General features: G+C 73.2%; 11 protein-coding genes. 2 read left to right on the forward strand and 9 right to left on the reverse strand.

Annotated elements, in window-relative coordinates:
- Nucleotides 1-135 precede the first annotated feature (135 nt).
- From RMN57_RS09215 to RMN57_RS09245, 7 genes are all read right to left on the reverse strand, one after another.
- Nucleotides 136-966 carry a shikimate dehydrogenase gene (locus RMN57_RS09215; protein ID WP_313762909.1) on the reverse strand — a complete coding sequence of 277 codons (831 nt, stop codon included), beginning with the start codon at nt 964-966 and terminating at the stop codon, nt 136-138.
- 34 nt (nt 967-1000) lie between these two features.
- Entirely contained in the window at nt 1001-2899 is a 1899-nt protein-coding gene (mltG, locus tag RMN57_RS09220; protein ID WP_313762910.1) for an endolytic transglycosylase MltG, read from the reverse strand.
- A 152-nt stretch (nt 2900-3051) separates the two neighbouring features.
- On the reverse strand, nt 3052-4278 hold the full coding sequence (gene mltG / locus RMN57_RS09225) for an endolytic transglycosylase MltG (RefSeq protein ID WP_313762911.1): 1227 nt from the start codon (nt 4276-4278) through the stop codon (nt 3052-3054).
- Between the two features lie 91 nt (nt 4279-4369).
- Nucleotides 4370-4858, reverse strand: coding sequence for a Holliday junction resolvase RuvX (ruvX, locus tag RMN57_RS09230; RefSeq protein WP_313762912.1), 489 nt, complete (start codon nt 4856-4858; stop codon nt 4370-4372).
- Entirely contained in the window at nt 4858-7527 is a 2670-nt protein-coding gene (gene alaS / locus RMN57_RS09235) for an alanine--tRNA ligase (RefSeq protein ID WP_313762913.1), read from the reverse strand. The genes ruvX and alaS overlap by 1 nt, the downstream gene beginning before the upstream one ends.
- On the reverse strand, nt 7527-7967 hold the full coding sequence (locus tag RMN57_RS09240; protein ID WP_238861621.1) for a DUF6167 family protein: 441 nt from the start codon (nt 7965-7967) through the stop codon (nt 7527-7529). Before RMN57_RS09240 ends, alaS begins: the two co-directional genes overlap by 1 nt.
- 4 nt (nt 7968-7971) lie before the next feature.
- Nucleotides 7972-8448 (reverse strand): DUF948 domain-containing protein, encoded by a 477-nt coding sequence (locus RMN57_RS09245; protein ID WP_313762914.1) that lies wholly within the window; start codon nt 8446-8448, stop codon nt 7972-7974.
- A 328-nt stretch (nt 8449-8776) separates the two neighbouring features.
- Between RMN57_RS09245 and RMN57_RS09250 the strand changes: the two genes are divergently transcribed.
- Complete coding sequence (locus tag RMN57_RS09250; protein WP_313762915.1) at nt 8777-10909, forward strand: regulator; 2133 nt, start codon at nt 8777-8779, stop codon at nt 10907-10909.
- Between the two features lie 89 nt (nt 10910-10998).
- A complete protein-coding gene (locus RMN57_RS09255) occupies nt 10999-11319 on the forward strand; it encodes a tetratricopeptide repeat protein (RefSeq protein WP_380234164.1) in 321 nt (106 codons plus the stop codon).
- Nucleotides 11320-11439: 120 nt separating this feature from the next.
- Here RMN57_RS09255 and rpsD read toward each other — a convergent pair whose 3' ends face one another.
- Together rpsD and RMN57_RS09265 are read right to left on the reverse strand one after the other, a co-directional pair.
- Nucleotides 11440-12054 (reverse strand): 30S ribosomal protein S4, encoded by a 615-nt coding sequence (gene rpsD / locus RMN57_RS09260; RefSeq protein ID WP_238861607.1) that lies wholly within the window; start codon nt 12052-12054, stop codon nt 11440-11442.
- A 376-nt stretch (nt 12055-12430) separates the two neighbouring features.
- A complete protein-coding gene (locus tag RMN57_RS09265; protein WP_313762917.1) occupies nt 12431-13780 on the reverse strand; it encodes a replication-associated recombination protein A in 1350 nt (449 codons plus the stop codon).
- Nucleotides 13781-13852 lie beyond the last annotated feature (72 nt).

The raw sequence follows: 13852 nt of genomic DNA on the forward strand, positions 1-13852 counted from the left end.
CGGGTGACGGACAGCAACCTGCCGACCTGCGGACATCGCCGCCGGGCGGTCCGGGCCGCGCGGGCGCGAACCGGGACAGTCGCGACAAGCCGCCGCGGCGCGCCGGGACGCCCCGGAGGCCGCCCCGGGAACGGGTCAGCGCGCGGCCAGGGCGGCCTCGCCGGCCGCCCGGATCGCCGCCAGCGGGCCCGGCGTACGGCCGGTGAAGAGCTCGTTCTGCAGTACGGCCTGGTGCACCAGCAGGTCGAGCCCGCCCAGCACGGTGGCGCCGCGCTCCGCGCAGGCGGCGGCCAGCGCCGTCGGCCACGGGTGGTACAGCACGTCGAACAGCGCCCCGGGGGCGGCCGGCAGCCGCTCGGCGAAGCCGTCGGTCGCGCCGACCGGCGTGGTGGAGACGGTGAGCGGCTGCGCCAGCGCCTCGGCGCCGCGCTCCCAGTCGGCGGTGCGGACGGCCACGCCCAGCCGTTCGCCCAGCTCGGCCATCTCGCGGGCCCGCTCGGGGCTGCGGACGTAGACGGTCACCTCACCGGTGCAGACCTGGGCCAGCGCCGCCAGGGCCGAGGAGGCCGTGGCCCCGGCCCCGAGCACCGCCGCGCCCCCGACCTCGGTGATCCCGCGCTCGCGCAGCGCGTTCACCAGCCCGGGGACGTCGGTGTTGTCGCCGACCCGCCGGCCGTCGGCGGTGAACACCACCGTGTTCACCGCCTCGACCGAGCGCGCGGTGGCGCTCACCTCGTCGAGCAGCGGGATCACCGCCCGCTTGAGCGGCATGGTGAGCGAGAGCCCGGCCCACTGCGCCTCGTCCAGCCCGGCGACGAAGCCGGGCAGCCCGGCCTCGTCCACCTCGAAGCGGTCGTAGCGCCAGCCGTCCAGCTCGAGCGCCGCGAAGGCGGCCCGGTGCAGGTCCGGCGAGAGCGAGTGGGCGATCGGCGAGCCGAGGACGGCCGCCCGGTGCTTGCTGGTCAACGCTGGTTCTCCGTGAACGACTCGCCCGCGAGGGCTACTTCGCGGTGGTGCAGTGGCCGCGTGCCTTGTCGTAGGCCTGGCCCGCCGCCTTGCAGTACTCCTCGACGTTGGCCGCGTGCTCCTTGTCCGTCTCCGCGAAGCGGGTCTCGGTCGGGGACATGGCGATGAAGTACAGCCACTTGCCGTCCGCGGGGTTGAGCACCGCCTTGAGCGCGTCTTCGCCCGGGTTGGAGATCGGCCCGGGCGGCAGGCCCTGGTTGATGTAGGTGTTGTACTTGTTCGACCCGTCGTCGATGTCCTTCTTGTCCAGTTGCTTGCGGCCGAGCGAGTACTGCAGCGTGGTGTCCATGCCGAGCCGGTGCTTGACGATGCCGTCGTCCGCCAGACGGTTCTGGATGGTCCGGGCCATCTTGGCGAAGTCCGCCGAGTTGTTGCCCTCGGCCTGCAGGATGCTGGCCTCGATGACCACCTCGTAGCCGTTCTTCAGGCCGATCTTCGAGGCCTCGCCGTCCAGGTTCGCGTAGCGCTCGGTGGCGTTCTTGACCATCTCCTTGAGCAGCTCCTCGGGCTTCATGCCCTCCGAGATGGAGTAACGGGTCGGCCAGAGGAAGCCTTCGAGGTTGCCGTTGGCGTACGCGGGCAGGCCGAGGCTGCCGACCTGGGCCTTGGCCACACCGGCCGTGGTGCCCTTCGCCAGCTGCAGCTTCTCGTCGATCTTGGCGTAGGTGGCGGCGGCGGTCATACCCTCGGCGAGGATCAGCTTGTTGCCGCCGTTGGCCTCCACCAGGTTCTGCACGGCGGCCTCGGCCGACATCTCCCGGGGCATGGTGTAGTTGCCCGGCTGGATGGAGATGCACTTCGGGTTCTTGTCGCAGGCCTTGCTGAAGGCCTCGACGCTCTTGACCACGCCGGCCTGCTTGAGCGTCACGCCCATCTGGCTGCCCGCGGCACCCTGCTTGATCTCGATCTTGACCGAGCCGCTGCCCTGACCGACGAAGTCCGGCGGCGGGCCGAAGTGGTCCTGGTAGAAGCCGTAGCCCCACCAGCCGGCGCCGGCCACCCCGCTCACCAGGACCAGCGCGACCAGCAGGCAGGCGCCGCCGTTGCGGCGGCCGGCCTTCTTGCCCTTCTCCTTGCGCTTCTTCTTGCCCTCGCGGGACTCGTCCTCCTCGCCGAGGAAGCCGCCCTGCTCGTCCTCGCCGTCGTCGGCGTAGTCGTCCTCGGGGCCGTCCCAGTCGCCCTCGGCCTCGGGGGCCGCCTCGGCCGGGTCCGCCCCGGCCTCCAGCGCCGCGGCCTCGGCCTCCCAGTCGATCCCGTCCGGGCCGGGCCCGGCGGCCGGCTCGGCCGCGGCCCGCCGCCCGCGCTGCGCGCCCGGCTGCCCGGGCCGGGGCTGGCCGGGCTGCGGGGCGCCGGCCGGCGGCACCTGCTGCGGCGCCTGCTGCTGGAAGCCCTGCTGACCCTGCTGGACCTGGGGCTGCCCCTGCTGGACCTGACCCTGCTGCTGGTAGCCCTGCTGGCCCGGCTGCTGGTAACCCTGCTGCTGGAACCCCTGCTGGCCGTAGCCCTGCTGCTGGTCCTGGTACCCCTGCTGGCCGGGGAAGCCCTGGTTCTGCTGCGGGTAGCCCTGCTGGCCGGCGCCGTACTGCTGCTGGCCCTGCGGGAACTGCTGCCCGCCGTACTGCTGCTGCGGCTGGCCGCCCGGGTACCCCTGCTGCGGGTAGCCCTGCTGCGGATGGCCCTGCGGCTGCTGCTGGTAGCCCTGCTGCGGGTAGCCCTGCTGACCGCCGCCGTACTGCTGCTGCGGCTGCTGGGACTGCTGCTGCCACTGGCCGTCCTGCTGTCCGGGGACCGGCTGCTGGCCGCCGTACCCGGGATCACCGGGGTGCCACGGCTCGGAGCCCTGGGGGCCGTAGCCCCGACCCAGATCGGTCATTGATCCCCTTACACCGACGGAGACGGCCGGAGGATCGGACCGGCCGTCCCGGGACGGCGTCCCGGTTGTTTCTCGAACCGGCGTGCTACTGCCACGCCTGGAGGGAGACGTTACCGTACCGCAGACCCGCCGCCGGGCCGAGCCGACGACCGTCAGTGCCCGCCCGACCCCGACGGCGTTGCGGCCGACGCTCCGGCCGAGGTGCTCGGCTGCGCCGATGCCGCCCGGTTGGCGTTGAACTCCGCCACGTTGCGCTGCTGCACCTCGAAGCTGTCGGTGAAGCGGGTGTCCCCCGGCTTCACGGTGACGAAGTAGAGCCAGTCCCCCTGCGCCGGGTCCACGGCCGCCATGATCGCCTGGCGCCCCGGGTTGGAGATCGGCGTGGGCGGCAGCCCGGCGTGCAGGTAGGTGTTGTACGGGGAGTCCAGCCTGGTGTCGGTCACCGTGGTGTTCAGGGTCGAGCGCCCGAGCGCGTAGTTGATGGTGGAGTCCAGCTGCAGCGGCATGTTCTTCGCCAGCCGGTTGTAGATGACCCGGGCGACCTTGGCCATGTCCTCGGTGTTGTCGGCCTCGCCCTGGACCATGCTCGCGATGGTCACCAGCCCGTAGAGGTTCTGGCCGAGGCTCTGCGCGACCACGTCCGCGTCGTCCCGGGCGAACTCCTTGCCCGCCCGCTCCACCATCTGCTTCAGCAGGTCCGCGGCCGTGGTGCCGTCGGTGACGCTGTACGTCGCGGGGAAGAGGTACCCCTCCGGGCTGCCCTTGGCGAACTCCGGCAGGCCCAGCTCGGCGGCCTGCTCCTGCGCGGTGCGCTGCGCGGTGCCCTCGGGGAGGTTCAGCTTCTTGTCGATCGCGGTGAAGATCTGGCTGCCGCGCCACCCCTCGGGGATGGTCAGGCCGTTGGCGTTGGCCGGGTCGACCAGGATCGCCAGCGCCGCGGCGGCCGACATCCGCTGCCTCAGCGTGTAGGTGCCGGGCTGGATCCGCCCGGCGGCGGCCGCGCTGCCCTTGGCCGCCCGGGTGAACGCCAGCGAGCTGGCCACCACGCCGTTGCGCACCAGTGCCGAGGCGATCTGGGTGAGGCCGGCGCCCTCGGGCACCGAGACCTGCACCTCCCCGTTGCCGGGCCCCGCGTAGTCGGCGGCCGACGGGGGCTTGCGCTGGCCGTCCAGCCAGCTGTACCCGGCCAGGCCGAGCCCGCCGAAGACGGCGATCAGCGCCAGGGCGGTCAGCCCGCAGGCCAGGCTGTTGCGCCGACGGTGCGGATCCGGCGGGTCGTGGCGCGGACGGGGCTTACCCGGCGGCCTGCCCTCCGGTTCCAGCACCGGCGCACCGAGGTGGCCGGGGGTCAGCCCGGGCGTGAAGTCCTGGTCGGTCACTGCGCCCCCTCGGCGGTCCCGGAAGCGAAAGCGAGGGGCCCGTGCGGACGCGTCCGCACGGGCCCCTCACCGGGACGTTAGAACAGGCCGGTCAGCCGGTCGCCTCGACGCTCTCACCGGGGGGCCGTCCGCTCACCCGTTCGGACTCAAGCGCCGACTGCAGGATCACCACCGCGGCGGCCTGGTCGACCACCGAGCGGCCCTTCTTCGCCTTGACCCCGGAGGCCCGCAGGCCGTGGGTCGCGGTGACGGTGGACATCCGCTCGTCCACCAGCCGGACAGGCACCGGGTAGACCCGGTTGGCGAGCCGGGCCGCGTAGGCGCGGACCTTCTCCGCCGCCGGGCCCTCCTTGCCGCTGAGCGAGCGCGGCAGGCCGACGATCACCTCGATCGCGCCGTACTCGTCGACGATCGCACCGATCCTGGCCTGGGACTTCACCCCGGCGGGGACGGTCTCCACCGGCGTGGCGAGCACCCCGTCGGGGTCGCAGGACGCGACCCCGATCCGGGCGTCACCGACGTCGACGGCGATCCGGCGACCACGCCGGAAGGGCCGCTCCTCGACCTGGGGCTCGTCCATCAGGAGGCGCGCTCCGCGACCAGGCCGCGCACCGCGGCGATGGCCTCGCCGACCGCGGCCGGGTTGGAGCCGCCGCCCTGGGCGACGTCGTCCTTGCCGCCACCGCCGCCGCCGAGGGTCTTGGCGGCGACCCGGACCAGCTCGCCGGCCTTGATGCCGCGGCCGCGGGCGTCCTCGTTGGTGGCGATCACGGTCAGCGGGCGGTCGTTCGCCACGGTGAAGGCGGCGACCACGGCCGGGCGCGAGCCGAGGCGGCCGCGCACGTCCAGGACCAGCTTGCGCAGCTCGTCCGCGCCGGTGCCGTCGGCGACCTGGGCGGCGACCACGGCGATCCCGTGGACGTCCTCGGCCGAGTCGGCCAGGCCCGCCGCGGCGGCCAGCACCTTCTCGGCGCGGAAGCGCTCGATCTCCTTCTCGGCGTCCTTGAGCTTGGCGAGCATGCCCGAGATCTTCTCCGGCAGCTCCTCCGGGCGGCCCTTGACCAGCTCGGTGAGCTGGGAGACCACGGTGTGCTCGCGGGCCAGGAACTTGTACGCGTCGACGCCGACCAGCGCCTCGACGCGGCGCACGCCGGAGCCGATCGAGGACTCGCCGAGCAGCTTCACCAGGCCCAGCTGGGCGGTGTTGCCGACGTGGGTGCCACCGCAGAGCTCCTTGGAGAAGTCGCCGATGGTGACGACCCGGACCTCGTCGCCGTACTTCTCGCCGAACATCGCGATGGCGCCGGCCTTGCGGGCCTGGTCCATCGTCATGACCTCGGCGGTGACGTCGAGTTCGCGGCCCAGCACGTCGTTGATCTTCTGCTCGACGTCGACCAGCACGGTGCCCGGCACCGCCGCGGGCGAGCCGAAGTCGAAGCGGAAGCGGCCGGGGGCGTTCTCGGAGCCGGCCTGGGCGGCCGTCGGGCCGAGCGCGTCGCGCAGCGCCTGGTGGGTCAGGTGGGTGGCCGAGTGGGCGCGGGCGATCGCCCGGCGGCGGTCGGTGTCGATCGTGGCGTACGCCGAGGCGCCGATCACGACCTCGCCGAAGAGCACGCCGCCGGAGTGCACGACGACGCCCGGGACGGGCTGCTGCACGTCGCGGATCTCGACGACCGCGCCGGACTCCAGCCGGATCCGGCCGTGGTCGGCCAGCTGGCCGCCGCCCTCGGCGTAGAACGGGGTGCGGTCGAGGATGATCTCGACCTCGTCGCCCTCGGAGGCGGCCGGCGCCGGGACGCCGTCCACCAGCAGGCCGACCACGGTGGCCTCGCCCTCGGTGAGGGAGTAGCCGGTGAAGACGCTCGCGCCGGACTTGTCGGCGACCTCGCGGTACGCGGCGACGTCGGCGTGGCCCATCTTCTTGGCCTTGGCGTCCGCCTTGGCGCGGTCGCGCTGCTCCTGCATCAGACGGCGGAAGCCGGCCTCGTCCACCTGGAGGCCCTGCTCCTCGGCCATCTCCAGGGTGAGGTCGATCGGGAAGCCGTAGGTGTCGTGCAGCTTGAACGCCTGCTCGCCCGAGAGCACCACGCCGCCGGCCTGCTTGGTCTCGGTGACCGCGGTGTCCAGCAGGTTGGTGCCGGCCTTCAGCGTCTGCAGGAAGGTGTTCTCCTCGCCGACGACGACCGTCTCGATCCGCTTGCGGTCGGCCTCCAGCTCGGGGTACTGCGGGGCCATCGCCTTGATGGCGATGTCGATCAGCTCCTTGGCCACCGGCTCGGTGGCGCCCAGCAGGCGCATGTTGCGGATCGCGCGGCGCAGGATGCGGCGCAGCACGTAGCCGCGGCCCTCGTTGCCGGGGGTGACGCCGTCGCCGACGAGCATCAGGGCGGTGCGGATGTGGTCGGTGACCACGCGCAGCGAGACGTCCGACTTGTGGTCGGCGCCGTAGGTGTGGCCGGTCAGCTCGGCGGCGCGGTCGAGGATCATCCGGCTGGTGTCGATCTCGAAGAGGTTGTCGACGTCCTGCAGGATGGCGGCGAGGCGCTCCAGGCCGAGGCCGGTGTCGATGTTCTTGCTCGGCAGGTCGCCGAGGATCTCGAAGCCGTCCTTGCCGTCGCCGTGGCCGCGCTCGTACTGCATGAAGACCAGGTTCCAGATCTCCAGGTAGCGCTCGCCGTTGACGGCCGGGCCGCCCTCCTCGCCGTACGCGGGGCCGCGGTCGTAGTTGATCTCCGAGCACGGGCCGCACGGGCCGGGGACGCCCATCGACCAGAAGTTGTCCTTCATGCCGAGGCGCTGGATGCGCTCGGCGGGCACGCCGATGACGTCCCGCCAGATCTGCTCGGCCTCGTCGTCGTCCTTGTAGACGGTGATCCAGAGCTTCTCCGGCTCCAGGCCGTAGCCGCCGTCCGCGACGGGAGTGGTGAGCAGCTCCCACGCGAACTTGATGGCGCCTTCCTTGAAGTAGTCGCCGAAGGAGAAGTTGCCGCACATCTGGAAGAAGGAGCCGTGCCGGGTGGTCTTCCCGACCTCCTCGATGTCCAGGGTGCGCACGCACTTCTGGACGCTGGTGGCGCGCGAGAACTGCGGCTTGACCTCGCCGAGGAAGTACGGCTTGAAGGGCACCATGCCGGCGTTGACGAGCAGCAGGGTGGGGTCGTCGGCGACCAGGGACGCCGACGGAACGACGGTGTGGCCGCGCTCCTCGAAGAAGCGCAGCCAGCGGCGGCGGATCTCTGCCGACTCCATTAGTGGTCCTTCCGGTTCGGGGTACCGCCCTGCTGCGGCAGCGCGCGGCGGGGCGTCTTTTCGATGGCTGGGGTGGGGCGGGCACCGTTCGACGATGCGCGGGCACTGCTGGACGGAGGCAGGGCGGCGGCCGGGCTACCGGGCGCCGCCGAGATAGCTCGGTACTGCGGCTCGCCGCGCAGCACACGGCGGCGGCGCGGCTCGACGACGGCCGTGCCGTCCAGTCCGAGGTCCTCGCGCAGCTGGTCCTCGCGCTCGGCCATGCCGGCCTTCACGTCCTGGGCGAACTGCTTGGCGAGGTCGCCCAGGTGCAGCGCACCGCGCGCGGCGGTGCCGGAGAGGCTGTCCGGGGTGAGCCGGTGGACGGCCTCGTTGGCCTTGTTCATGGCCCAGACGGTGGCGCCGGCGCCGACCGCCATCCAGAAGATGCGTCGAACCATGCCGTCAGCCCCTCACCGCGCGCCGGACCCGGGCCAGCAGACCGCTCTTGGGCGCGGTCGCCGCACGCACCTCGGCCCGGATCAGCCGGGCCAGCTCCTCGCGCTCGCCCGGCTGGGAGGGCAGCGTCAGGGTGCCGTTCTGCTTGGCGACCGCCTTGCGGACGCCGTAGCTGAAGGCCGCGACCTTGACCAGCGGCCCGCCCAGGGTGGCCGCGACGGTGGAGGAGAGCGCGTTGGCGTTGGCGGCCGCGTCCTGGACGTTGGCGGTGATCTCGTCCACCCGCTCCAGCTGCTGGTTCGCGCTGCGCACCGCGGCGCCCGCCTCGGTCAGCAGCGGCACGGCCTGCTCGGTGACGGCGGAGACCAGGACGGTGGCCTCCTTGAGCACCCGCGAGAGCCGCACCAGCACGACGGCGAGCAGGGTGACCAGGACCGCCCAGAAGACGGCTACGAGCAACCCGGCCAGCTCTCCCACGGACACCTTGTGCGCTCCCTCGCCTTGCTGTTCTCCGGAAGGAACCCTATCGCGACCATGACCGGTTTCCGGACCGGGTTATCCGGCCCGCGCCGCCCGCGTCCGTCCGGGTCGCCCGGGTGCGCCCGGCCGACCCGGTCGGATGTGCGATCGGCGCGCGTAACCCACCGCTCGGTCACCTCGTTCCACCGGTCGGACCGCCGCCGATGCGGTCCACCGCACGCCCGGACCAGCGGGGTCCGGGCCCTGAACCCCGGGGAGCAGCTTGGCCGGCGACTCGACAGCGGATCCGAGAGGGGCGCCGGGGCCGGCGCCCGGCGGCCTCCCGGCGGAGGTGACCAGCTTCGTCGGGCGCCACCGGGAGCTCTCCGAGCTGGCCGGGCTGCTCGCCGCGGCCCGGCTGGTGACGGTGACCGGCCCGGGCGGGGTCGGCAAGAGCCGACTGGCGCTGCGCGCCGCGGCCCGCGCGGCGGGCGCCTTCCCGGACGGCACCCGGCTGGTCGAGGTCTCCCCGGTGCAGGACCCCCTGCTGCTCGGCCACGCCGTGGTGGAGGCGCTGCGGCTGACCGACGGCACCGCCCGGCCGCCGCTGGACGTGCTCGTCGAGCAGCTGGCCGGGCATCGGCTGCTGATCGTGCTGGACGGCTGCGAGCACCTGGTGCCGGCCTGCGCGGAGCTGGCCGAGGCGCTGCTGCGGGCGTTGCCGGGCCTGCGGGTGCTGGCCACCAGCCGGGCGGAGCTGCGGGCGGCGGGCGAGCACCTGTACACGCTGGCGCCGCTGCCGGTGAGCCCGGTGCGCCCGGGCCCGCTGCCGGACGCGGTGCGGCTGTTCGCCGACCGGGCGCGTGCGGCGGTGCCGGGCTTCGAGGTCACCCCGGCGAACGCCGAGGCGATCGCCCAGCTCTGCCGCCGGCTCGACGGGATCCCGCTGGCGGTGGAGCTGGCGGCCGGGCGGCTGCGCGCGCTCTCGGTGGAGCAGATCACCGCCCGGTTGGACGACCGGTTCCGGCTGCTCACCGGGGGCAGCAGAACGGCCCTGCCGCGCCACCAGACGCTTCGAACGACGATCGGGTGGAGTCACGAGCTCTGCACAGTGCAGGAACGTTTACTCTGGGCGCGCCTCTCGGTCTTCGCGGGCGGCTTCGAGCTGGAGGCCGCCGAGTACGTCTGCGCCGGCGGGGGCCTGGAGCCGGACGAACTGCTCGACCTGGTGTCCGAACTCGTCGGCAAGTCCGTCGTGCTGCGCGAGGAGAGCGCCTTCGGCGTCCGCTTCCGGCTGCTCGACACGCTGCGCGAGTACGGCCTGCACTGGCTGCGCGCAGCCGGCGAGGAGCGGCGGCTGCTGCGCCGCCACCGCGACTGGTACCTCGGGGTGGCCACCTGGGGCGAGGTCGAGTGGTTCGGGCCCCGGCAGGCGGAGACCGCAGAACGCACCGGCCTGGCCCACGCCAACCTCCGGGCGGCGCTGGAGTTCTGCCTCGCCGAGCCGGGCGAGGAGCAGCTGGCCCTGCTGCTGGCCGGCACGCTCTGGTTCTACTGGGTCGGCTGCGGCCACCTCGGGGAGGGCCGGCACTGGCTGGACCGCGCGCTGGCACTCGCCCCCGAACCGACCGAGGCACGGGCCAAGGCACTCTGGGTCACCGGGTACATGGCCACCCTCCAGGGCGATCTGGTGGCCGCCCGTCCGGCGCTGGAGGAGTGCCGCCGCCAGGCGCTGGACACCGGGGACGACCGGGCCCTCGCCTACGCCGTCCACCGGCAGGGCTGCGCGGCGCTGATCGGCGACGAACCGGTCCGGGCCGCCGAGCTGTTCGAGGAGGCGCTCTGGCACTACCGGACCATCGGCGAACTCAACAGCAACGTCCTGATGGCCATGTTCGAGCTGGGCATCGCCTACCTGTTCCAGGGCGACCAGGAGAGCGGCGAGCTCTGGCTGGCCCGGGTCCGCGAGCTGTGCGAGGAGCACGGCGAGCAGTGGGCGTACGCGTACGGGCTCTACGCGCTGGCGTACTCGCACTGGATGAACGGCGAGGTCCGGCTGGCGCGGGCGCAGGCCCGGGAGAGCGTGCGGCTCAACCACCTCTTCCACGACCTGCTCGGCATCGTGCTGGCGATCGACCTGCTGGCGCTGCTGGAGACCGAGCCGACCGGCCCGAACACACCGGGCGACCTGCGCGAGGCCCGGGTGCTGCAGGGCGCGGCACACCGGATCTGGCAGGCGGTGGGCAAGCCGTTCTTCGGCTCGCGCACCTTCAACGGGCCGCACCGGGACTGCGAGGAGCGGGCCCGGATCGGGCTGACCGAGCAGGAGTTCGCCGACTGCTTCGCCCTCGGCGCCCGGCTCGACCTGGACGCGGCCGTGCACCGCGCACTGGGCGGCGACGGCCGTCCGGACGGTCCCGGGCCGCTGCCCGGACCCCGGGCCGCGCCGCCCGCGCCGCAGCCGGCCCCGGTCGGGAATAGTTGAATCTTGTCCATTGCTGGAGCGGGCAGCACCACCCGGCGCCACCGTTCCACCCCCGGCGCCGGGCCGATCCGGAAGGAGCAGCCGTGGCCATCCACACCGCCGCCGACGAGTACCGCCTCGCGAAGTTCCACTTCGAGTCCAAGGCCTTCGCCGACGCGGCCCGCATGCTGGAGGGCGTCCTCGCCGAGGAGCCGGCCAACCTCTCGGTCCGGATGCTCCTGGCGCGCAGCTACTACCACTCGGCCCAGCTCACCCGCGCCGAGGCCGAGCTGCGCCGGATCCTGGACGCCGACCCGACGGAGGACTACGCCCGCCTGATGCTGGGGCGGACGCTGGAGCGCCAGGGCCGCGCCGAAGAGGCCCGCCCGCACCTGCGGCTGGCCGCCGCGATGACCGGCGGGGAGCTCTGACCGGGGCCGAACCCGCGCCCGCCCCCGCTCTTCGGCACGGGGCGGGCGGGGAAAGGCGTGAGCCCCGTCGCCGGAGAGGCGACGGGGCTCACTGGGTACGGCAGGCGTACCGCTCGCGGGTCAGCGCGAGTAGTACTCGACGACGAGCTGCTCGTCGCAGATCACCGGGATCTCCTTGCGCTGCGGCGCACGGTCCAGGCGGAAGGCCAGGGCCTTCAGGTTGACCTCGAGGTACTTCGGGGTCTGGCCCTCGCCCGCGTAGCCACCCTCACGGGCGACCTGGAACGGGACCTTCTCCTTGCTACGGTCGCGAACGGTCACGACGTAGCCCGGCTTCATCTGGAACGACGGCTTGTTGACCTTGCCACCGTTGACCTCGATGTGGCCGTGGACGACCATCTGGCGAGCCTGGTAGATGGTGCGGGCAATGCCCGAACGCAGCACCAGCGAGTCCAGACGGGTCTCCAGCTCGGCGACGAGCGCCTCACCGGTCTTGCCCTCGGCCTTCTTCGCGCGGTCGAACGCACGCGACAGCTGCTTCTCGCTCAGGTCGTACTGGGCGCGAAGACGCTGCTTCTCGAGCAGACGGACCTTGTAGTCCGAGTTCTGCTTGCGACCACGGCCGTGCTGGCCGGGCGGGTACGGGCGGGCCTCGAAGTACTTGACGGACTTCGGGGTCAGCGGCACGCCGAGCGCACGCGCGATCTTGACCTTGGGACGCTTCTGGTTCGCCATGAACCAAACCTTCCTTGCTTACGAATACGGCTTCACCAGGTGTTGACGGAGGTCGCTCGTCGCGACCCGGAGATAGCCGCGTCGCCTGCGCGATGCGGTCAGCCGCTCTCCGGAGCCGGGCACATGAGTGCTTGCACACGAGTGGCCCACCGAGCCTGGGCTGGTGGGCTGCACGCGACACCGAATCGGTGCGCGACGCTCCTGGGCCCCCGAAGGGGCCGACGCCGGTGCCCCGCTGGTGCGGCCGGTCGGTCAGGGTCACCCCTGCCGCCGTCCCGGGACACGGCACTTCCGGCCAGTGTACCTGCTCCCACTCGCCCGCTCGCCCACTGAACGCTCGGGGGCGGGAGTCGCCCGCCGGGGGCCGCCCGGGCGGTCACTCCCCCTTCAGCCGGCCCCTGGTCCACTCGACGATGTCCGCGTAGCGGGCCTCCCCGCCGTGCCGGGTCGGCCGGTAGTACTCCTTGCCGTGCACCGCGTCCGGCGCGTACTGCTGCGCCGCGATGCCCTCCGGCAGGTCGTGCGGGTACTGGTAGCCCTGCCCGTGCCCCAGCTTGCCCGCGCCGCCGTAGTGCGCGTCCCGCAGGTGCGGCGGGACCGCGCCCGCCAGGCCCTGCCGGACGTCCGCCAGCGCCGCGTCGATCGCCAGGTAGGCGGCGTTCGACTTGGGGGCGAGGGCGAGCGCGATCGCCGCCTGGGACAGGATGATCCGCGCCTCCGGGAAGCCGATCAGCGCCACCGCCTGGGCCGCCGCCACCGCGGTGGGCAGCGCGGTCGGATCGGCCAGGCCGACGTCCTCGCTGGCCGAGATCATCAGCCGGCGGGCGATGAACCGCGGGTCCTCCCCCGCCTCGATCATCCGGGCCAGGTAGTGCAGCGTGGCGTCCACGTCGCTGCCCCGGATCGACTTGATCAGCGCGCTGGCGACGTCGTAGTGCTGGTCGCCGTCCTTGTCGTAGCGCACCGCCGCGTGGTTCACCGCCGTCTCGGTGGTGGCCAGCGTGATGCTCGCCTCGCCCTTCTCCAGCGCCGCCCCGGCCGCCGCCTCCAGCGTGGTGAGCGCCCGCCGGGCGTCCCCGCCGGCCAGCCGGACCAGGTGGTCCTCGGCCTCCGCGGACAGCTCCAGGGCGCCCTCCAGGCCGCGCTCGTCGGCCACCGCGCGGCGCAGCAGCGCCCGGATGTCCTCGTCGGTCAGCGACTCCAGGGTGAGCAGCAGGGAGCGCGACAGCAGCGGGGAGATCACCGAGAAGTACGGGTTCTCGGTGGTCGCGGCGATCAGGGTGACCCAGCGGTTCTCCACGGCGGGCAGCAGCGAGTCCTGCTGGGCCTTGGAGAACCGGTGGATCTCGTCCAGGAAGAGCACCGTCTCCTTGCCGCTCATGCCGACCGCGCGGCGGGCGCCGTCGATCACCGCGCGGACCTCCTTGACGCCCGCGGTGATGGCCGACAGCTCGACGAACCGGCCCTCGACGGCCTGGCTGATCACGTGGGCCAGCGTGGTCTTCCCGGTGCCGGGCGGGCCCCAGAGGATCACCGAACTGGTCGCCGCCGGACCGCGCGAGCCGGCGACCAGACGGCGCAGCGGGGAGCCCGGCTTCAGCAGCTGCCGCTGCCCGGCCACCTCGTCGAGGGTCCGCGGGCGCATCCGCACGGCGAGCGGGGCCCGGCCGGGCTCCCTGGCCTGGCGTTCCTCGGCGGCGGCGGTGAAGAGGTCCGGTTCGTCCACACCGGAAGCCTATGCGAGGGCGCCGACAGGCCCGCGCGGCCGAAGGCGGCCGGCCGGGCCCCTCCGCCGGGC

The sequence above is a fragment of the Kitasatospora sp. CM 4170 genome (assembly GCF_032110285.1).
GTDB lineage: Bacteria > Actinomycetota > Actinomycetes > Streptomycetales > Streptomycetaceae > Kitasatospora > Kitasatospora aburaviensis.

Bases quoted from the DNA above. Each gene is read 5' to 3' on its own strand.
- mltG (WP_313762910.1), bottom strand. From the start codon at position 2,899: ATGACCGATCTGGGTCGGGGCTACGGCCCCCAGGGCTCCGAGCCGTGG.
- ruvX (WP_313762912.1), bottom strand. From the start codon at position 4,858: ATGGACGAGCCCCAGGTCGAGGAGCGGCCCTTCCGGCGTGGTCGCCGG.
- alaS (WP_313762913.1), bottom strand. From the start codon at position 7,527: ATGGAGTCGGCAGAGATCCGCCGCCGCTGGCTGCGCTTCTTCGAGGAG.
- RMN57_RS09240 (WP_238861621.1), bottom strand. From the start codon at position 7,967: ATGGTTCGACGCATCTTCTGGATGGCGGTCGGCGCCGGCGCCACCGTC.
- rpsD (WP_238861607.1), bottom strand. From the start codon at position 12,054: ATGGCGAACCAGAAGCGTCCCAAGGTCAAGATCGCGCGTGCGCTCGGC.